Annotated in this window: 2 protein-coding genes (1 of these 2 running past the window's edge); both read right to left on the bottom strand. The window is 65.0% G+C overall.

Annotated elements, in window-relative coordinates:
• Positions 1-10,086, bottom strand: the 5' portion of a protein-coding gene (locus CKW29_RS05450; protein WP_095148029.1) for a non-ribosomal peptide synthetase. 4,989 nt of this gene lie to the left of the window's left edge; only the first 10,086 of its 15,075 coding nucleotides appear in the window; its start codon is at positions 10,084-10,086; its stop codon lies beyond the left edge, outside the window.
• Positions 10,086-22,523, bottom strand: coding sequence for a non-ribosomal peptide synthetase (locus CKW29_RS05445; protein ID WP_095148028.1), 12,438 nt, complete (start codon positions 22,521-22,523; stop codon positions 10,086-10,088). Before CKW29_RS05445 ends, CKW29_RS05450 begins: the two co-directional genes overlap by 1 nt.

Genomic DNA, 22,523 nt, shown 5'->3' with positions numbered 1-22,523 from the left:
CAGGCCGGTGCAACTGGCCACGTTGGCGTCCTGCAAGAACGCTTGCAGCATTGACGGCACAAAGTGCAGCGTGGTGACGCCTTGCTGGTTGATCAGCTCGATCAACCTGGCCGGATCGCGGTGATCGCCCGGCCGCGCGACGACCAGTCGGGCACCGGTCATCAATGGCCAGAAGAACTCCCAGACCGACACGTCGAAGCTGAACGGAGTCTTCTGCAAGACCCTGTCGTTCGCGTTCAGGTCGTAGGCCTGTTGCATCCACAGCAAACGGTTGGTCAAGGCCCGATGGGCGTTGCCCGCCCCTTTCGGCAGACCGGTGGAACCTGAGGTGTAAATCACGTACGCCAGGTTGTCGGCGCTGCAGGCCACCAGCGGATCAACCGACGGCAATGCGCCGAACGCCTGGCCTTCAGGCTCCAGGCACAGGCACTGCAGCCCCTCGGGAACCGGCAGGCTGGCGAGCAACGGCGGCTGGGTCAACAGCAGGCTGATGCCGCTGTCGGCCATCATGTAGCTCAGGCGCTCACGGGGGTAGTCCGGGTCCAGCGGCACATAGGCGCCCCCGGCCTTGAGAATCGCCAGCAGGCCGATGACCATTTCCAGGCTGCGCTCAAGCGCAATCCCCACCAGCACATCGGGACCGACCTTGCGCTGGATCAGCGCGTGGGCCAACTGGTTGGCCCGGGCATTGAGCTGGGCATAGCTCAGGGACTGCCCGGCAAACACCAGCGCCGTGGCGTGCGGTGTACGCCGGGCCTGGGCTTCGATCAGCGTGTGAACGCACAGCGCTTGCGGGTACGTCACCTCGGTGGCATTCCACTGCTCGACCATGCGTTGCTGCCCGGCGGCATCCAGCAGGTTCAACTCACCCAGGGTGGCGTCGCCCGAGCCCGCCAACTGCTGCAACAGCGTGTCGAAGTGTGTGCTCAACTGCCCGATCACCGAGTCGGCGAACTGCCCGCGCTGGTAGCTGTAGTGCAACGACAGCTCATCGCTGACATTCACCGCCAGGGTCAGCGGGTAGTTGGTCTGTTCGTGGTTGTCGATGCTGCCAAAGCGCAGTTCGCTCGGGGCACCCTGCTCCAGGGCTTGGGATACCGGGTAGTTCTCGAACACCAGGATGTTGTCGAACAGCGCTTCACCGCTTTTGCCGGCCCAACGCTGGATGTCGAACAACGGCGTGTGTTCGTGTTCGCGCAGGCCGAGGTTCTGCGCCTGCACGGCCTGCAACCACTGGCCGACGGTCTGCTCCGAACGCGGGCTGGCGATGACCGGCAAGGTGTTGATGAACAGGCCGATCTGCTGCTCGACGCCTTTGAGTTCCGTCGGACGCCCGGCCACCGTGGCGCCGAACGCCACGGTTTGCTGACCGGTGAGGCGCTGTAGCAGCAACAGCCATGTGGCCTGGACCAGGGTGTTGAGGGTGACCTTTTGCTGGCGGGCAAATTCGCCCAGGCGCCGGGTTTGCACGGCATCGATGAAGCGATACTGCTCGCCATGACCGTCGAGCTGTTCTTCGCGCAGCTGACACTGTACTGCCTGGGCCAGTCGGGTGGGTTCCTGAAGGTTGGCCAACTGGCCTTTCCAGTAGGCTTCGCTTGCGCGGCTGTCCTGACCTTGCAGCCACTGGATGTAGTCGCGATAACGCCCGGCCTGTGCCGGGACCGACTCGCCGCTGTAGCGTTGCAGGACTTCGCCCAGCAACTGCGAATTACTCCAGCCGTCCATGAGGATGTGGTGGTTGGTGTAGATCAGATGGCAGCGCTGATCATCCAGGCGTACCACCACCATGCGCAGCAGCGGCCCATGGGCCAGGTCGAAACCCTGGGCCTGTTCGGCAGCCGCCAAGGCATTCAAGGCCTCGTCCGGCACGACGCGGTCACGCCAGTCGAGCACGCTGAACGGCATGCACAACTGTTTGTGCACCACTTGCACCGGGTGCGCCACCGCACCCTGCCAGACAAAACCGGTGCGCAGAATGTCGTGGCTGTCGACCGCCGCCTGCCAGGCATCACGGAAGCGTTGCGGGTCGAGACCTGCTACATCCAGGCGGACCTGGTTGATGTAGTCGCCACTCGCTTGCTCGTACAGGCTGTGGAACAGCATGCCCTGCTGCATCGCCGACAGCGGATAGACATCGGCGATCTGGCTGGCAGTAACCGGCAGGCTGTCGAGTTGCGCCTGGGTCAGGCCCGCCAGTGGGAAGTCCGATGGCGTCAGGCCTGCGACACCGGGTTCGGTGCAGTGGGCAATCAACGCCGCCAGTTCCTGCGCGTAGGCCGCCGCCAGGCGCTCGATGGTTTCGCGACTGAAACGCTCACGGCTGAACGTCCAGCCCACACTCAGTTCGCCGCCATACACCTGGCCGTTGAGGGTCAGCCAGTTGCCCAGCGGCGCGTCGGCGCTTTGTTCCAGGCCGCCGCTTTCCTGAGCCGGGGCAAACAAGGCCGCGTCGTCGCCATCGAAGCTGCCATCGAACTGGCCCAGGTAGTTGAAGGTGATCCGGGGGGTTGGCAGCACACGCAGGCGCTGCTGTACCGACTCATCGCCCAGGTGGCGCAAGGCACCGTAACCCATGCCCTTGTTGGGGATGGCGCGCAGTTGCTCCTTGATCTGCTTGATCGAGTCGCCCTGCCCGACCGCTGGCGTCAGGCGCACCGGGAACAGGCTGGTAAACCAACCGACGGTGCGGGTCAGGTCGATGCGGTCGAACAGTTCTTCACGACCATGGCCTTCGAGCTGGATCAGAGTCGCAGCCTGGCCAGTCCAGCGCCCGATCACCCTGGCCAGCGCGGTCAGCAACAGGTCGTTGACCTGGGTTCGGTAGGCCGCAGGCGCCTCTTGCAGCAGTTGCCGGGTCAGGTCCTGGCCGAGACGGGTTTGCACGGTCAGCGCCAGATGGTTCTGCTCCCCCCCATCGAGGCGCTCGCACGGCAGATCGGTGCTGACATCGCTCAGGCAGTTCTGCCAGTAAGCCAGTTCCGCTTGCAGCGCCGGACTGCGGGAATAGCGCTGCAACTGTTCGCTCCAGTCCTTGAATGCACTGGTTTTGGCCGGCAGTGCCAGGGGCTGGCCGGTACTCACCTGTTGATACGCGCTTTGCAGGTCTTCCAGCAGAATCCGCCACGATACGCCGTCCACCGCCAGGTGATGGATCACCAGCAACAAGCGCTGGCTGCCGTCGTCAAGGGTGGCCAGCACCGCCCGCAGCAGCGGTCCGTGTTGCAGGTCGAGACTGCGCTGGGCCCGGTTGCCCAGGGCTTCCAGTGCGTGGGTGTCCGCTACCTGCGCCTGCCAGAGCAGGTCATGGTCCTGCACGCCGTCGGGTGACAGGTGCGTGGCCGCCCAGGTGCCCTCCTGCGCCTGAAAACTCAGGCGCAAGGCGTCGTGATGCAGCACCAGCGCGTGCAGTACCTGTTCAAGGGTTGCCGCGTCCAGCGTGGCTGCCGGTTTGAGCAGCAGCGACTGGTTCCAGTGGTGACGCTCGGGGATAGCATCCTCGAAGAACTGCTGCTGGATCGGCAGCAGCAATGCAGCGCCGCTGACGGCCCGCTGGTCGATGACCACGCCGCTGTCGCCCACCCCGGCCACCAGGGCCAGACGCTGTACGGTCTGGTGCTGGAACAGGTCCTTGGGGCTCAGGCGAATACCGGCCTGACGGGCACGGCTGACCACCTGGATCGAGATAATCGAGTCACCTCCGAGTTCGAAGAAGTTGTCGTGCAGGCCCACTTGCGGCAGCTTCAGCACGTCCTGCCAGATCGCCGCGAGTTGCTGCTCCAGCACGCTTTGCGGCGCCTGATAGGCCTGCTGCGACTGGCTGGCGTCGGGAAACGGCAGTGCGTTGCGGTCGAGCTTGCCGTTGGCGGTCAACGGCAACTGCGCCAACAGCATCAGGTGCGCCGGGATCATGTGCTCCGGCAGGTTGTCCTTGAGGGAGGCACGCACGCGGTCACGCCAGTGCGCCTGCTGTTCGGCGCTGCCATCGAGCACCGCCGCATCGGCCGGCACCAGGTACGCCACCAGTTGCTGGCCGCTGAGACCTGGCTGCGCCAGCACCGCGGCCTGGCGCACGGCGTCCTGCTCCAGCAACTGCGCCTGGATTTCACCCAGCTCGATACGAAAGCCCCGGATCTTCACCTGATGGTCGATGCGCCCGACGTACTCGATGACCCCGTCAGCACGATAACGCGCCAGGTCACCGGTACGGTACAAACGCCCACCGTCAGCGGCAAACGGATCGGGGATGAAGCGCAGGCAGGTCAGGTCGGCACGATTCAGGTAACCCCGCGCCAGACCGGCGCGCCCCACATACAGCTCACCGATGCAGCCTTTGCCGACCGGGTTCAGGTCACCGTCGAGCAGGTACCAGGACAGGTCCGGGATCGGCTCGCCAATCGGGCTGCCGACCTCGCGCTGCAGGTCGGCCATGGACAACGGTCGGTAGGTCACGTGCACCGTGGTTTCGGTAATGCCGTACATGTTGATCAACTGCGGGGCCGTATCGCCAAAGCGTTCGAACCAGTCGCGCAGGCTCTTGACCTCCAGCGCTTCGCCGCCAAACACCACGTAGCGCAGCGACAACTGGCTGACGCGGTGCCCGGGCGCACAGGCCACCTGCATCAGTTGCTTGAAAGCCGATGGCGTCTGGTTCAGCACACTGATGCGCTCGCGGCACAGCAAGGCATGGAAGTCTTCCGGCGAGCGACTGACCTCGTACGGCACCACCACCAGCTTGCCGCCGTGCAGCAGCGCACCAAAGATTTCCCAGACCGAGAAGTCGAACGCGTAGGAGTGGAACAGGCTCCAGACATCCTGCGGGCCGAAACTGAACCAGGGGTCGGTGGCTGCGAACAGGCGCACCACATTGTGGTGGGCGAGCAAGGTGCCCTTGGGTTGGCCGGTGGAGCCGGAGGTGTAGATCACATACGCCAGGTTATCCGGACTCATCGCCACCTGCGGGTTGGCGTCGCTGTAGCCCTCAAGCCCGTCATCGTCCTGATCGAGGATCAGGCTGCGCACGTTGTCCGGTACCGGCAGGCGCCCCAGCACATGGCGTTGGCTCAACACCAGGCCGATACCGCTGTCCTGGATCATGTAGGCCAGGCGTTCCTCGGGGTAGGTCGGGTCCAGCGGCACATAGGCCCCGCCGGCCTTGAGGATGGCCAGCAGGCCCACCAGCATTTCCAGGCTGCGCTCAACCGCCAGCCCCACGCGTACATCCGGCCCTACCCTGCTGTCGATCAGCGTGTGGGCCAGGGTGTTGGCACGGCGGTTGAGTTCGCCGTAGCTCAGGGTCTGGTCGAGATAGCTCACGGCGATCGCATCGGCATCACGCAAGGCTTGCGCTTCGATCAACCGGTGCAGGCACGCCTGGCTCGGGAAATCCGTCACCGCCGGGTTCCACTGCAACAGGGTGGCCGCCCGTTCGGCGTCATCGTGTAACGGCAACTCGCCGATGCGCTGCCCGCCATCGGCAACCACCGCGTGCAGCAGGTTCAACCAATGCCCGGCAAACCGCGCCATGGTCGCGGCGTCGAACAGGTCGGTGGCGTAGGTCAGTTCAGCCCAGAGGTTGTCGGCGGATTCGAAGGTGTCCAGGGTCAGGTCGAACTGAGCCGTGTGCGAGGCCCAACTCAGTGGCTGGATCTCGATGTTCGGCAGCCGCGCCGCACCACGGGCTTCGCGCGCCTGGCTCTGGTGGTTGTGCAGCACCTGGAACAACGGGCTGTGACTGAGGCTGCGCTGCGGTTGCAGGGCATCGACCAATTGCTCGAACGGCAAGTCCTGATGGGCCTGGGCGCCGAGCACGCTGTGCTTGACCTGTTGCAACAGGCTGCGAAAGGTCTGCTGGCTGTCGACGTCGGCCTTGAGCACCTGGGTGTTGACGAAGAAGCCGATCAGGCCTTCGGTTTCCACCCGGCTGCGATTGGCCACCGGCACGCCGACGCGGATCTGCGTCTGACCGCTGTAGCGATGCAACAAGGTCTGGAACGAGGCCAGCAACAGCGTAAACAGGGTGACCTGCTCGCGCTGCGCCGCCTGCTTGAGGCCGGCGACCAGTGCCGGGCTCAAGGCGATGTCCTGACGGGCCCCGCGATAGCTCTGCTCGGACGGGCGCGGACGGTCGGTCGGCAGTTCCAGCAGTGGTTGCTCGCCCCCCAGCTGTGCCGTCCAGTAGGCCAATTGGCGCTCGCGCTCCCCGGCCTCCATCCACTGCCGTTGCCACACCGCGTAGTCGGCGTATTGCACCGGCAACGCCGGCAACTGCGGCGCCTGCCCCTGACTGTAGGCGGCATACAGGGCGATCAGTTCGTCGACCATGATGCCCATCGACCAGCCGTCGGAGACGATGTGATGCAAGGTAATGATCAGCGCATGGTCATCGGCCGCCAGGCGCAACAGCTTGACCCGCAGCAGCGGGCCTTGCTGCAAATCGAACAGGTGCAAGGTCTCTTGCGCCACCAGCGCCTGCAGGCGGTCGTCATCCAGATCGCGCTCGACCTCCTGCACGGCAAGGTGCAACGAAGCCTGGGCCTGGATCACCTGCTGGGGCTGTGGTTGATCGCTGACAAAACAGGTACGCAAGGATTCGTGGCGGTCGATCAGCGCGTCGAAACTGCGCTGCAACGCCGCCAGGTCCAGCTCACCGCGCAGGCGCAAGGCGGCCGGCACGTGGTAGGCGGTGCTGGTGGGTGCCAGTTGCCAGAGGAACCATTGACGTTCCTGGGCGTAGGACAACGCCAGCGGTTGCTCACGGGGCAGCACGGCAATCGCAGGCGCGCGACTGCCCTGTTCGACACCCAGCGCGGCGACAAAGTCCTCCAGCGTGCCGTGCTCGAACAGGGTGCGCAGCGGCACCTGGATATTCAGCACCTGGCGCACCCGCGACACCACCTGGGTCACCAGCAGCGAGTGACCACCGAGTTCGAAGAAGTTATCCGAAAGCCCCACTTGCTCGAGTTTCAACACCGCTTGCCAGATCTCCGCCACCCGGTGCTGGGTGGCGGTCCGCGGCGCGATGTAGCTCGACTGCGATTGGCTGGCATCGGGCTTGGGCAAGGCCTTGCGGTCGACCTTGCCATTGGGGGTCAGCGGTAATTGGGCGAGGAACAGCAGGTGCGCCGGCACCATGTATTCCGGCAGCTGTGCCTTGAGGCTGGCCTTGAGCGCCGTGCGCAGCTCGGCTTCAGCCTCGGGGTTTGGAAGCTCGCTGGCCGCGACCACATAACCCACCAGTTGCTGGCCGGTCGGGCCGTCCTGGGCCACCACCACGGCTTCCCGGACGCTGTCCAACGCCAGCAGGCGGGCTTCGATTTCGCCAAGCTCGATACGGAACCCGCGTATTTTCACCTGATGGTCAATGCGCCCGATGTACTCGATCACACCCTCGGCGCGATAGCGGGTCAGGTCGCCGGTGCGGTACAGCCGCTCGCCACGGGTGGAAAACGGGTCCGGCACAAAGCGTTCGGCGGTCAGTGCCGGGCGCTGGAAATAGCCACGGGCCAGGCCATCGCCACCGATCAGCAGTTCGCCGGGAGCACCCGGCGGGTTGAGTACCAGGTCGCTGCCCAGAATGTACAGCGCGGTGTTGTCGATCGGCTTGCCAAGGAGCGGCCGAGGACTGTCCAGGCTCAGCGGATGCAGGGCCGACCAGATGGTGGTTTCGGTCGGGCCGTAGAGGTTCCAGACCTTGGGCGTCAGCGCCAGCATGCGTTGCGCCAGCTCCTGCGGCAATGCTTCGCCGCCACACAGGAACGTGCGCCCGGCCAGCAACGCGGCGTCGTCACTATCGAGCAGCATGCGCCAGGTCGAAGGCGTGGCTTGCAACACCGTCACCGCCCAGCGCCGAATCAGTTGCAGCACCGCCTGCGGGTCCTGATGCACGTCCTTGCCGGTCAGCACCACACTGGCGCCGGCCAGCAACGGGCCATAGATCTCCAGGCCGAAAATGTCGAAGGAGAACGTGGTCAGCGACAACATGCGGTCACAGGCCATGATGCCGGGCTGGCCGACCATGCTGGCGACGAAGTTGAACAGTGCGCCGTGACGCACCATCACCCCTTTGGGTTTGCCGGTGGAGCCGGAGGTGTAGATCACATACGCCAGGTGCTGCTCATCCACCGCCACCGTTGGGCTGGACTGCGGATAGCCTTGCAGCCAGTCCCCCGGCTGATCCAGCACCAGCGTGGCGAGTGTGGCCGGAATCGGCAGCTGCGCCTGCACATGGGCCTGGGTCAGCAGCAGTTCGATGCCACTGTCTTCGATCATGTAGTCCAGGCGATCCTCCGGGTACGCCGGGTCCAGCGGTACGTAGGCACCGCCGGCCTTGAGGATTGCCAGCAGGCCGACAATCATGTCGACGCTGCGCTCGACGGCGATCCCCACCAGCACGTCCGGGCCTACGCCCTGCTCGATCAGCTTATGGGCCAGCGGGTTGGCGCGGCACTCCAGTTGCTCGTAGGTCAAGGTGTCGTCGCCGACGATCAGCGCAATGGCATCTGGCATCAGCTGGGCCTGGGCAGCGATGCGCTGATGGACACCGGCCGCTGGCGCGTCGTGGTCGGTGACGCGCTGCCAATCCTGTTGCAGATGGCGCTGTTCAGTGGCATCGAGCAGCGGCAGTTCGCCGATGCGCTGGGTCGGGTTGGCAACGATAGCGCGCAGCACATGCTGCCAGTGCCGCGCCAGGCGCTCGACGGTGGCCGGGGTGAACAGGTCGGTGGCGTACGTCAGTTCGGCGGCGATGCCGTCGCTCGACTCGTAAGTGCCCAGGGTCAGGTCGTACTGGGCAGTGCGCCCTTCCCAGACAATGTCCTCGACATTCAGCTGTGGCAGTTGCACCTGGCTTTGCCGTTGGGCCTGGTCGTTGACCGCCTGGTGGTTGTACATCACCTGGAACAGCGGGCTGTGGCTCAGGCTGCGCTCTGGTTGCAGGGCTTCGATCAACTGTTCGAACGGCAGGTCCTGGTGCGCCTGGGCCGCCAGCGCCGACTGTTTGACCTGGGCCAGCAACTGGTCAAAACGCTGCTGCCCGTGAACCTCGGCGCTGAGTACCTGGGTGTTGACGAAAAAGCCGATCAGGCCTTCGGTTTCCACCCGGTTGCGGTTGGCCACCGGCACCCCGACGCGAATCTGCGACTGACCGCTGTAGCGGTGCAGCAAGGCCTGGAACGAGGCCAGCAGCAGCATGAACAGGCTGCTGCCTTCACGCTGGGCCAGTTGCTTGAGGCCGGCGCTGAGTTCGGCCGGCAGGTTCAGGTCCAGGCGCGCACCGCGATAGCTTTGCACCGCCGGGCGCGGGTGATCGATGGGCAACTCCAGCACGCTGTCCTCGCCACCCAGGGTGGCGGTCCAGTAGGCCAGTTGCCGCTCGCGCTCACCAGCCTCCAGCCAGTGGCGCTGCCAGATCGCATAGTCGGCGTACTGCACCGACAGCTCGGGCAAGGCCAAAGGCTGGCCAGTGGTGTCGGCGGCGTAATGCTGGATCAGTTCGCCAACCATCACTTGCATCGACCAGCCATCGGAGATGATGTGGTGCTGGATCAGCGCCAGCACGTGGTCGTGTTCGTCGACCTGCAACAGTGCCACGCGCAGCAACGGGCCGCACGCGAGGTCGAACGGGCGATGGGTTTCACCGTCGACGAACGCCTTGATGCGGGCCTCGACCTGTGACGACTCAAGACCGGCAGGCACTGCCTGCCGGGCAATGCTCAACGGCATCTGCGCGTGAATCACCTGCACCCGTTGTTCGCCCTGCTCGGCAAAGGTGGTGCGCAGGCTTTGATGGCGCGCAACCACCGCGTTGAAACTGCGTTCCAGCGCGGCGACGTCCAAGGTGCCTTTGAGGCGCAAGGCGCTGGGGATGTGATAGGCGCTGCTGTGGGGGTCCATCAGCCAGAGGAACCACTGGCGTTCCTGGGCATAGGACAACGGGATCGCGTCGAAGCCGGACTGCACCTCGGGGATCGGCAGGTTTGCCGGGGAGACGCCCTCTTCGAGCATCTTCTCCAGGTACAGTTTGCGTTTGTCCAGCGGCAGAGTGATAAAGCGCTTGGCAATCCTCAAAGCAACACTCGTGTCCATTAGACTTCCTCCATTTCGTCAAGCAGGGCTTCTAGCTTGCTCAGTTTCTGTTCATTGACGGGCCCGTCGGTGGTGTCCAGACGGGCAACGAATTCACCCAGGGTCGGGTGCTGGAATAGCAGTTGCGGGGTCAGCGTGAGACCCCGTTCAAGGGCCAGGCGCGACACCACATTGACGGCCAGCAAGGAGTGGCCGCCCAGTTCGAAGAAGTGATCGTTCAGGCCCACGCGCTCAATCTTGAGCACCTGTTGCCAGATGCTCGCCACCTGCTGCTCAAGCTCGCTGCGGGGGGCGAGGTAACCGGCCTGAAGCTGGCTGGCATCCACTGCCGGCAGCGCCTTGCGGTCGAGCTTGCCGTTGGGGGTCAACGGCAGCTGTTCGAGGAACACCAGGTACGCCGGCACCATGTAATCGGGCAGGTGTTCCCTGAGCCCGGCCTTGAGCGCATCACGCAGGGGGCGTTGCTCATCGCTGGCACTGAGGTCCAACTGCGGGGCGACCACATAGGCCACCAGTTGCTGACTGCCCAGCACGTCCTGCGCCAGCACCGCCACTTCGCTCACCGCCGGCTGATGCAGCAGGCGTGCTTCGATTTCCCCCAGTTCGATGCGGTAGCCGCGGACCTTCACTTGATGGTCCATGCGCCCGCGGTACTCGAGTACACCGTCCTGGCGCTGGCGGGTCAGGTCGCAGGTGCGGTACATGCGCTCGCCATTGCTGGCGAACGGGTTGGGCACGAACTTCTCGGCGGTCATGCCGGGACGCGCCAGGTACCCCCGGGTGATGCCGCCGCCGGCCAGGTACAACTCAGCCGATACTCCTTGCGGGACCAGCTGCAGGTCGGTGTCCAGCACATAGCCGGCGGAGTGCTTGATCGCCCGGCCGATGTTGGCCTGGGCCAAGGCCTCGCGCCGGGTCCAGGTGGAATAGGTGGTGTCTTCCGATGGGCCGTACAGGTCGAAGACGTGCTCCAGCGTCAGTGACTCGTACAAGGCATCCACCAACGACTGTTTCAACGGCTCGCCGGCCAGGTTGATGATGCGCACGCTCGGCGGGATCTGCCCGGTGCGCTGCAAGGCCGCAATGGCCGACGGCACGGTGTTGATCAGGCGCACCTGATCGCGCGCCGGTAGCTGCGGCAATTCCAGGGCATTGCGCGCGATGATCAGCGAGCCACCATTGGCCAGGGTCACGAACAGCTCCCACACCGACAGGTCGAAGCACACCGAGGTGGAGGCCAGTACGCCCTGGATGTCGTCGCGGCGGTAGACCGAGCGCGACCAGTCGATCAGCGCCAGCACGTTACGATGGGTGATCGCCACGCCCTTGGGTTGGCCGGTGGAGCCGGAGGTGTAGATCACGTAGGCCAAGTTGCCCGGCGACACTGCGGTCACGGGCGCCGTGTCGGGCATGCCACCCAGCCATGACAACGCGTGCTCCATCAGTAGCACCTCGGTACCCGCCGGCACCGGCAGGCTGGCGGCGATGCCGGCTTCGGTCAGCAGCACCCGCGCACGACTGTCTTCGAGCATGTAGGCCACGCGCTCGGCCGGGTAGTCCGGGTCCAGCGGCACATAGGCGCCACCGGCCTTGAGCACCGCCAGCAACGCCACCAACAGACTGTCGGAGCGCTGCATCGCCACGCCGACCCGCACTTCCGGACCAACCCCCAGGGCGATCAACCGGTGCGCGACCTGGTTGGCCCGAGCCTCGAGTTCGGCGTACGTCAGTTGCTTGAGACCGAAGGTCACCGCCAGCGCATCGGGCGTGGCCAACGCTTGCCCGGCAATCAACTGATGCACGCACCCTGCCGGCTTGACGTCCTCAAGCGGCGGATTCCATTCCAGCACGGCCGTGCGCTGCTCGGCGGCGTCCAGCAACAGCCAGTCACTCAGGCGACGCTCGGGGTGCTCGGTCATTCCGGTCAACAGCTGCGCCAGGTGGCGCCCCAGTTGCGCCACGCTGCCCGCCGCGAAGCACGCTCGTTGGTAGCTCAAGTGCACCGAGAGTTGGGCATCCAGGCTGACCAGCAAGGTCAACGGGTAGTTGGTCTGCTCATGGGTAGTCACTGGGCCGAAGTGCAGCCCTTGGGGTGCGCCTTGCTCCAGAGCTGCGGAAACCGGGTAGTTCTCGAACACCAGAATGCTGTCGAACAGGGCTTCGCCGCCCTGCCCGGCCCAGCGTTGCAGATCGGACAGCACCGTGTGCTCGAACTCGCGCAGAGCCAGGTTCTGGGTCTGCACGGTTTGCAGCCAACTGCTCAGCGTTTGCTGCGGATCCGGGCTGGCGATCACCGGCAAGGTGTTGATGAACAGCCCGATCTGTTGCTCGCTGTCCGGCACGTCTGCCGGACGCCCGGCCACGGTCGCACCGAAGGCCACGGTGCGTTTGCCGGTGTAGCGCTGCAACAGCAGCAACCACGCCGCTTGCACCAGGGTGTTGACGGTGACCTTGGCCTGGCGGGCAAACTCGCTCAGACGATGGGTCTGGGTGACGTCGAGCATTTGATAGTGATCGCCGTAGCCGCCGACCTCTGCCGGCGCCGGCAGCGGCAATGCATCGGCCAGGCGCGTCGGCTCTTCCAGTTGCTGCAGGGCCGGGGTCCAGAACGCTTGGCTGACGGCGACGTCCTGCTGTTGCAACCAGGCGATGTAGTCGCGATAGCGCCCGGGTTGGCGCGCCACCGTTTCACCGCGATAGCGCTGCAACACTTCGCCCAGCAACTGGGCATTGCTCCAGCCATCCATCAGGATGTGGTGGTTGGTGTAGATCAGGTGGTGGCGATGCTCGGCGGTACGCACCAGCACCAGGCGCAACAGGGGCGCCTGGTTCAGGTCCAGGCCCTGGGCACGTTCTTCGTCGGCCAGGGTCTGCAAGGCCGCGTCCAGCGCATCACGTCCGCGCCAGTCGAGCACCGTGAACGGCACCTCGACCTGGCGATACACCACCTGTACCGGGTGTTCGAGATCGCCCTGCCAGAAGAAACCGCTGCGCAGGATGTCATGGGCATCGACCACCGCCTGCCAGGCCTGACGGAAAGCCTGCGGATCGAGACCGTCGACGTCCAGGCGCATCTGGTTGATGTAATCGCCATTGCCCTGTTCCAGCAACGAGTGGAACAGCATGCCCTGCTGCATCGGTGACAGCGGGTACAGATCGTCGATGGCCTGGGCCGGCAGCGGCAAGTTGTCCAGTTGCTGCTGGGTCAGTCGGGCCAGCGGGAAGTCCGATGGCGTGACACCGTGAGACTGGCGGTCACAGCAATGGCCAATCAGGACGGTCAGCTCGTTCTGGTAGTCATCGGCCAGGCGCTGGATGGTGGCCGGGGCGAACATCTCGCCACTGAAGGTCCAGCTCAGGCTCAGCTCGCCGCCGAACACCTTGCTGTCCAGTGCCAGCGGGTTACCCATCGGCCCTTGCAGGTTCAGCTCCTCGCCACCGGCCTCGGTGGTCGGCACGAACAACGCTCCGTCGGCCTCGGCAAAGCTGCCGTCGAACTGACCCAGGTAGTTGAAGGTCAGGCGCGGCACCGGCAACCCGGCCAATGCATTGCGCGCTGGCGCATCCCCCAGGTGCGCCAGCGCACCAAAGCCAATGCCCTTGTTCGGAATGGCCCGCAGTTGCTCCTTGATCTGCTTGAGGGACGCGCCCAGCTCCGCCATCGGCGACAAGCGTGCCGGGAACAGGCTGGTGAACCAGCCCACGGTGCGGGTCAGGTCGATGTGTTCGAACAGGTCCTCGCGGCCATGGCCTTCGAGCTGCACCAGCACACTGTCGTCGCCAGTCCAGCGCACCATCACCCGCGCCAGGGCGGTGAGCAACAGGTCGTTGACCTGGGTGCGATAGGCCGCCGGGGCTTCTTGCAGCAACTGGCGGGTCAGGTGTTTATCCAGCTGGCTGCGGATGCACAGCGCCTGCTGGTGCTGTTGGCCACCGTTCGGGTTGTCGCAGGGCAATGCCACTGGCGCGCCCTGCAATTGCTGCTGCCAGTAAGCCAGTTCCGCCTGCAACGACGCACTGGTGGCGTACTGTTGCAACTGCTCGGCCCAGGCTTTGACGGCGCTGGTCTTGGCTGGCAAGTGCGCGGCTTCACCAGCCAGGCGTTGCCGGTAAGCGGTTTGCAGGTCTTCGAAGATAATCCGCCAGGACACGCCGTCCACCACCAGGTGGTGAACGATCAACAGCAAGCGCTGCGTGCCGTCCGCCAGGGTCGCCAGCACGGCGCGCATCAGCGTGCCGCCTTGCAGTTCAAGGCTACGCTGGGCCTGGTTGCCCAAGGCATCGAGGGCGGCCAGATCCGCGACATCGGCTTGCCACAGCACCGGCTCACGTAGCCACAGTGCCTGCAGGACATCGATATCGCGGTAGTGCGCCGACCAGTCCCCGGACGGTCGGGCAAACCCCAGGCGCAAGCTGTCGTGATGCACGATCAAGGCCTGCAAGGCCTGCTCCAGGACTTCGGGCGCCAGGGTTTGCGTAGGTTTGAGCATCACCGACTGGTTCCAGTGGTGACGGTCAGGAATCGCCTGGGCGAAGAACACCTGGTGCACCGGCAGCAGCGCGGTTTCGCCCGTCACCGGGGACTGGTCGATGGCCTGCAACGGTTCCCCGGTACGTACCACGCCGGCCAGCGCCTGGAGGGTCTGGTGCTGGAACAGGTCTTTGGGGGTGAACCGCAGGCCGGCCTGACGGGCGCGGCTGACCACTTGAATCGAGATGATCGAGTCACCCCCCAATTCAAAGAAGTTGTCGGCAAGACCAACCCGGTCCAGCTTCAGCACGTCCTGCCAGATCGTCGCCAATTGCTGTTCCAGTTCGCTGCGCGGTGCCACATAGGCCTGCTGCAACTGACTGAGATCGGGTTGCGGCAGGTTCTTGCGGTCGAGCTTGCCGTTGGGCGTCAGCGGCAGGCTATCGAGCAACAGCAGGTAGGCCGGGACCATGTGCGCCGGCAAGCTGGCCTTGAGCTGTCCGCGCAGGGCTTCGGCAAAGCCGGCCCGTTGCACGCTCACATCATCTGCCACCACGTAGGCCACCAGGCGCTTGCCACTGCCACTTTCCTGAGCGACCACCACTGCCTCGCGCACCCCTTCGAGGGTTTGCAGGCAGGCTTCGACTTCGCCCAGTTCAATCCGGAAACCGCGAATCTTCACCTGATTGTCGATGCGTTCCAGGTAGTCGAAGGTACCGTCGACACGCTGGCGAACCCGGTCGCCAGTGCGGTACAGCAGGCCGCCGGTGGTGCTGAACGGGTCGGCGACAAAACGCTCGGCACTCAGGCCCGGACGGTTCAGGTAACCCCGGGCCAGGCCACTGCCCCCCAGGTACAGCTCACCGGCCATGCCTTGGGGCAGCAGGTTGAGGTCGGCGTCCAGCACGTAGGCGCTGCGGTCGCCAATCCGGCTGCCAATCGGTGCGTAGGCGGCACCGCACGCCTGGTCACGACCGGCCTTCCAGATCAGTGGCGTGACCACGGTTTCGGTCGGGCCGTAGCCGTTGATGATGTACTGCGGGTTCAGCGCTCGCTTGACCCGCTCGAAACTGGCGGTGGGCACCGCATCGCCACCAAAGCAGTAGATGCGCACCCGCGGCGGGTTGCCGACCCGTTCGGCGTGTTCGGCCAGTTGTTGCAGGTAGACCGGCGGGAACGCCACCACCGTGACGCCATACTCGTGCATGGCGTTGTAGGTCTGCTCCGGGGTCCACAGACTGTCGTCGCGGATCAGCAGCGACGCACCGTGGGTCAGGCTGGTCAGCCAGCGCTCATGGGCGCCGTCGAAAGCGAACGACATGAAGTGGAATTCGCAGTCGCTGGCCTGCATCTCGTAGCGCTCGCCGATGGCCAGGCAATGCATCGCCAGCGGACCATGGGCCACACTCACACCCTTGGGGTGGCCGGTGGAACCGGAGGTATAAATCACATACGCCAGGTTGTGCGGGTGCAGCGCCACCTGAGGTGCCGCCAGGGCGTGGGCCTTGAGGTCCAGACGGTCCAGTTCCAGCACAGTCAATGCGCCTTCGATCGGCAACTGCGCCGACACACTCGAATCGCTGAGCAACAGCGCCAGGCCTGCATCCCGGATCAGGTACGCCAGGCGCTCACGCGGGTAACCGGTGTCCAGCGGCACATAGGCACCGCCGGCCTTGAGCACCGCCAGCAAGGCGACAATCAGCCCCTCGCTGCGGGGCAAGGCAACACCCACCCGCACTTCCGGGCCAACACCCCGGGCGACCAGCGCATGGGCCAGTTGGTTGGCGCGCTGATCCAGCTCACCGAAACTGAAACGCTGGCCGGCGAAAATCACCGCAGTGCGCTCCGGCTGTTCGCTGGCCCATTGGGCAAAACGCTGGTGCACGGCGATATCGACCGGATACGGCTGCGGCAGGTTGCCCGCCCGTTGCAGGGCCTGCTCCTGGGCATTGACCAAGGCGATTTCCCCCAGGCGTTGTTCGGCCGAGTCGGCAAAGCGCTCGATCAGGTGCAACAGATGAGCGCTGATGCGTTCGATGGCGGCCGCGCTGAAATGCGCCCGGTCGAAACTCAGGTGCAGCGCCAGGGTTTCCCCCAGGGTCACGCCAAGGGTCAGCGGGTAATGGGTCCGGTCCTGGTTGGCCACCTCCCCGAACACCACGCCTTGGGCCGTGCCCTGTTGCAAGGCTTGGGCAATCGGGAAGTTTTCAAACACCAGCAAGGTGTCGAACAGCGACTCGCCGCCCTGCCCGGCCCAGCGCTGGATGTTCGCCAGCGGCGTGTGCTCGAACTCGCGCAGGCTGAGGTTCTGCGCCTGTACCTCGGCCAGCCAGGCCGCCACTGTCTGCTCGGGGTGGGAACCGGCGATCACCGGCAAGGTGTTGATGAACAGACCGACCTGCTGCTCGATCCCCGGCAACTCGGCCGGCCGCCCGGCCACCGTGGTCCCGAATGCCACACATGGGCTGGCGGTGTAACGCTGCAACAGCAGCAGCCAGGCCGCCTGGACCACGGTGTTGAGCGTCACCTTGTGCTGCCGGGCAAAGCGGTTCACGCGTTGGGTGCGGGCCGCGTCCAGTTGGTCATGGTACAGCCCATGCCCGGTCTCGTTGACCGCCTCGCGAACGGTCGCCGCCAGCAGGGTCGGCTCTTGCAGATCGGCCAGTTGTTTGCGCCAAAAGGCTTCGCTGACGACCGGATCCTGACGGTGCAGCCACTGGATGTAATCGCGATAATGCCCCTGGGGTCGAGCCGGCGACAGGCCGCTGTAGCGCTGGAGGACCTCTCCGAGCATCTGCGCACTGCTCCAGCCATCCATGAGTATGTGGTGGTTGCTGAAGATCAGGTGATGACGCAGTTCAGCGGTGCGGATCAGGGTCAGGCGCAGCAACCCCGCCTGCGCCAGGTCGAAGCCCCGGGCCAGGTCGGCGGCGGCGAAGTCCTTCAGTGCCCGGGCGCTGTCCGGGTGTTCACACCAGTCGAGCAGCACATACGGCAACGCCAGCCGGCGATGAATGATTTGCAGCGGTTGCTGCCCACCGTCCTGCCAGAGGAAACCGCTGCGCAGGATTTCATGGGCATCCATGGTGGCTTGCCAGGCGGCGCAAAAAACCTCGGTGTCGAGACCGTCGACATCCACGCACAACTGGTTGATGTAGGTCCCACTGACCTGTTCGTACAGGGTATGGAACAGCATGCCCTGCTGCATCGGCGACAGCGGGTAGATATCTTCGATCTCGGCCGCCGGGACCTGGATCGCATCCAGTTGCACCTGATCAAGCAGCGCCAGCGGGAAGTCCGACGGCGTGACGCCCATGGTCTGCGGCAGGCAGCAATGGCTGATCAGCGCTTGCAGTTCGCCAGCGTAGTCATCGGCCAGGCGCGTGATGGTGGTGTCATTGAACATCTGCGTGCTGAAGGTCCAGCGCAGGTCCAGTTCACCGTCATACACCTGCCCCTCGATGCTCAGCCAGTTGTCCAGCGGGGCCTCGAGGCTTTGCTCGGCACCGGCACGCTCACCGGCAGGCCTGAACAGTGCGCCCTCACCGGCGTCGAAGCTGCCGTCGAACTGCCCCAGGTAGTTGAAGGTGATGCGCGGCACGGCCAGCCCTTTCAGGTGCTCGTGCGTGCGCAACAGACCAAAGCCAATGCCTTTGTGCGGCACGCCGCGCAGTTGCTCCTTGACCTGCTTGAGGCTGTCCGACAGCGAGTCGGCGGGCGTCAGGCGCAGTGGATACAGGCTGGTGAACCAGCCCACCGTGCGGGTCAAATCGATGTCGTCGAACAGCTCCTCGCGGCCGTGGCCTTCGAGCTGAATCAGCGTGTCGGCATGGCCGGTCCAGCGGCCGATGACCCGGGCCAGCGCGGTCAGCAGCAGGTCGTTGACTTGGGTGCGGTACGCGGCAGGGGCCTGCTGCAACAGCTGCCGGGTGAAGGTTTTATCGAGGCGACTGTGGGCGACCCAGGCATGACGGCTTTGCAGGCTGCCCTGCGGCTGATCACAAGGCAGGTCAGCCATAGCGCTCAGTTGCGCGGCCCAGTAAGGCAGTTCGTCCTGCACGGCTTGCGTCGCAGCATGGGCCTGCAAGCGCTCGGCCCAGACCTTGTAGGCGTGGGTTTTCGCCGGCAGTTGGACCGCGATGCCTTGTTGCGCCCGCTGATACGCCGCTTGCAGATCTTCCAGCAGAATCCGCCAGGACACGCCGTCCACCACCAGGTGATGCACCGCCAGCAACAGGCGCTGGCTGCCATCGACCAAGGTCACCAGTACCGCGCGCAACAGGGGGTCGCGTTTCAGGTCGAGGCTGCGCTGGGCCTCGGTGTACAGCGCTTGCAGCTCATCGACGGCCACGCCTTCACAGGTCCACAACAGCTCGGTGGCATCGAGTACACCAGCCGGCACGGCCGCCTGCCAGCCTTGCGCGGTCTCCTGGAAACGGGTGCGCAAACCATCGTGATGGCTGACCAAGGCCTGCAAGGCCTGGGTCAAGTGCGGTGCCTGCAACGGCTCACGGGGACGCAACAGCACCGCCTGGTTCCAGTGGTGGCGCTCGGGGATGGCGTCCTCGAAGAACAATTGCTGGATCGGCAACAACGGCAGCGCACCGATCACCGGGCCCTGATCGATGATCACAGCCCCATCACCCGAGCGCGCCACCGCCGCCAGCCCCTGGACCGTCTGGTGCTGGAACAGGTCGCGGGCACTGAAATGGATCCCGGCCTGCCGCGCACGGCTGACCACTTGAATGGAGATGATCGAGTCACCGCCCAGCTCGAAGAAATTGTCGGTCAGGCCGACCTGCTCCAGCTTGAGCACGTCCTGCCAGATCGCCGCCAGAGTCTGTTCCAGCACACTGCGGGGGGCCATGAACGCCTGTTGGATCTGGCTGGCCTCCAGCGCAGGAAGGGCCTTGCGGTCCAGTTTGCCGTTGGGGCTCAGGGGCAAATGGTCGAGGAACACCAGGTGCGCCGGCACCATGTAGTCCGGCAGGCAATCCTTGAGACCGGCCTTGATCGCTTCGCGCAACTCGCCCTGGACCTCGGCCGACGCATCAACCAACGCTTTGTCCGTGGGTACCAGGTACGCCACCAGTTGCAAGCTACTGGCACCCTGCACCGCCAGCACGATCGCTTCGTGCACCCGGGCCTGCTCCAGCAGGCGCGCCTCGACTTCGCCCAGCTCGATTCGGAAACCGCGAATTTTCACCTGGTGGTCGACACGGCCAACGTACTCGATCACCCCGTGGGCATTGAAACGCGCCAGGTCGCCAGTGCGATACAGGCGCGCGCCCGTCGTGGAAAACGGATCGGGGATAAAGCGTTCGGCCGTCAGCTGCGGTCGTTGAAAATACCCCCGGGCCAGCAACTCGCCGCCGATCATCAACTCGCCCACCACGCCGACCGGGGCGGGCAGGCCGTTGTCGTCCAGCACATACGTATGTCGTCCCGGCAGCGCCCGGCCGATGGGCAGGGTCAGCGGCAACGGCTGTGCGCCGGACAGGTACTCCCTGCAATCGAAGCTGGTGGCCGTGACGGTGGCCTCGGTGGGGCCGTAGGTGTTGAGCAGTTTCACGTGCGCCAGCCCGGCCTGACGCCAGGCCAGCACGCCTTCGGGCGGCATCGCCTCGCCACCGCTGTGCACCTGGCGCAGCGCGGCGTAGTCGCGGGGGCCGGCGGCGGCGAATTCCTTGGCCACCATGTTCCAGTAGGCGGTGGTCAGGTCCATGACCGTGATCCGCTGCTCGATGATCTGCCGGTACAGGGTTTCGCTGTCCCAGACCTCGTTCCCTCGTAGCACCACCGAGGCGCCGCAGATCAGCGGCCCGAACAATTGCTCGCCAAAGGCATCGAAGTTGAAGGTGGCGAACTGCAGGGCGCAGTCGCTGGCACTCAGACCGTAATAGTGCACAGAGGCGAACGCGTGCTTGCTCAAGGCCCCATGACTGATGGCCACGCCCTTGGGCCGGCCGGTGGAACCGGAGGTGAACATGACATAGGCCAGGTTGCTGGCGGACAGCGGGACATTCAGATTGCGCGAGTCGGTGTTGCCCCAGGCCTCATCGTGGTCCAGGCACAGGCCGTTCACTCCCGCCGGAATCGGCAGGCGCTCAAGCAGAGCGTGCTGACTCAACACCAGATGACAGGCGCTGTCTTCGATCATGCATTGCAGGCGATCACGAGGATAGTGAGGGTCCAGCGGCACGTAGGCGCCACCCGCCTTGAGCACCGCCAGCAGACCGACCACCAGTTCCAGGCCGCGTTCCAGCGCAACGCCCACCGGGTGTTCCGGGCCGACGCCTCGCGCCACCAGGGTCCGCGCCAAGCGGTTGGCCCGTGCATTGAGCTGGCCGTAAGTCAGCTGCTGCCCCTCACAGATCAACGCCACGGCGTCGGGTGTCTGCTGCGCCTGGTCTTCGAACAGCTCATGCACGCATCGCTGGCTGGGGTAAGTCGCATCGTGGCGCCCCCAGCCTTCGACCAGCAATCGATACTCCTCGACACTCAGCAACGCGATATCGCCCACCCGCTGCCGGGGGTCGTCGACGATTCGGCGCAGCAAGTGAGTCCAGTGCTGTGCCAGGCGCTCGATGGTGGCCGGTTCGAACAGGTCGCTGGCGTAAGTGAACGCCGCGTGCAACTGCCCGGCCTTTTCATAGGTGTCCAGGCTCAGGTCGAACTGGGTGCTGCGGCTTTCCCACTCGATCACCCCCAGCGCCAGGCCGGAACCGACCTTCAACATGGTGACGTCGGCGACTTCCGGCTGGTGGTTGTACATCACCTGGAACAGCGGGTTGACGCTCAGGCTGCGCTCGAGTTTCAGCGCCTCGACCAGGCGCTCGAACGGCAGGTCCTGGTGGGCCTGGGCACCGAGGGCAGTTTCCTTGAGGCTGGCCAGCAGATCGCCGAGACAGGTCTGCCCATCCAGTTGCACACGCAGGACCTGAGTGTTGACGAAGAAGCCGATCAGCCCTTCGACTTCACCACGATTGCGGTTGGCGATCGGCACGCCGATGCGCAGGTCGGTCTGGCCGGTGTAGCGATGCAGGAGGATGTTGAAGGTGCCCAGCAACAGCATGAACAGGGTGACCCCATGCTGTCGGGCCACACCGCGCAGGGCATCGGCCAGTGCGGTGTCGATCACCTGCTCGACGCGCCGACCGAGGTTGCTCGGCAGCACCGGACGCGGGTGATCGGTGGGCAGTTCCAGCACCGGGTGTTCGTCCCCCAACTGCGCCAGCCAGTAATCGAGCTGGCGCTGCTGCTCGCCCGCCTCCAGCCAGCGCCGTTGCCACAAGGCGTAGTCGCTGTACTGCACCGGCAACGGCGCCAGTTCAGCCGGTTGCCCCTGATCGTGGGCGTCATAGAAACGGCAGAACTCGTCGATCAGCACATTCATCGACCAGCCATCGGAAACGATGTGATGCAGGGTCAACAGCAGCACGTGCTCCTGCTCGGCCAGCTTCAGCAGGCGCACGCGCAACAGCGGGCCGTTGGCCAGATCGAACGGCAACAACGATTGCTGCTGGGCGTCGAATCTGACCTGCGATTCACGCTCGTGCGCGGGCAAGGCGCACAGGTCGACACGCTCGATGTCCAGCGGCTGGTACAACGGGACTTGCAGCAGGCTGTCGTCGGGTTGTTGCTGGAACACGGTGCGCAGGGTTTCGTGACGGGCCACCAGGCTGGCGAAGGCTTGCTCCAGGGCCTGCTCATTCAAGCGCCCGGTGAGGCGCACCGCTGCCGGCAGGTTGTAGGCGCCGCTGTGGGGATCCAGGTGCCAGAGAAACCACATGCGCTGCTGGGCGTAAGACAACGCCTGGCGGTCCTCGGCCTCGACGCCTGCCGGAATCGGCAACCGGGAGAACTCCACGCCTTCCTTGTGAAGCGCAGCCAGGAACATCTGGCGCTTTTCCAGAGGCAACCCGATAAACCGGCGAGCAAGTTTCAAGGAGTCTTCAGCATTCAT

It is taken from the genome of Pseudomonas sp. Irchel s3a18 (assembly GCF_900187535.1).
Lineage (GTDB): Bacteria > Pseudomonadota > Gammaproteobacteria > Pseudomonadales > Pseudomonadaceae > Aquipseudomonas.
Note: the sequence above shows the minus strand (reverse complement) of the source record. Positions and strands in the feature narration are given on the sequence as shown.

Excerpts from the sequence above, each read along its gene's own strand:
- CKW29_RS05445 (WP_095148028.1), bottom strand. The coding sequence starts at position 22,523 with ATGAATGCTGAAGACTCCTTGAAACTTGCTCGCCGGTTTATCGGGTTG.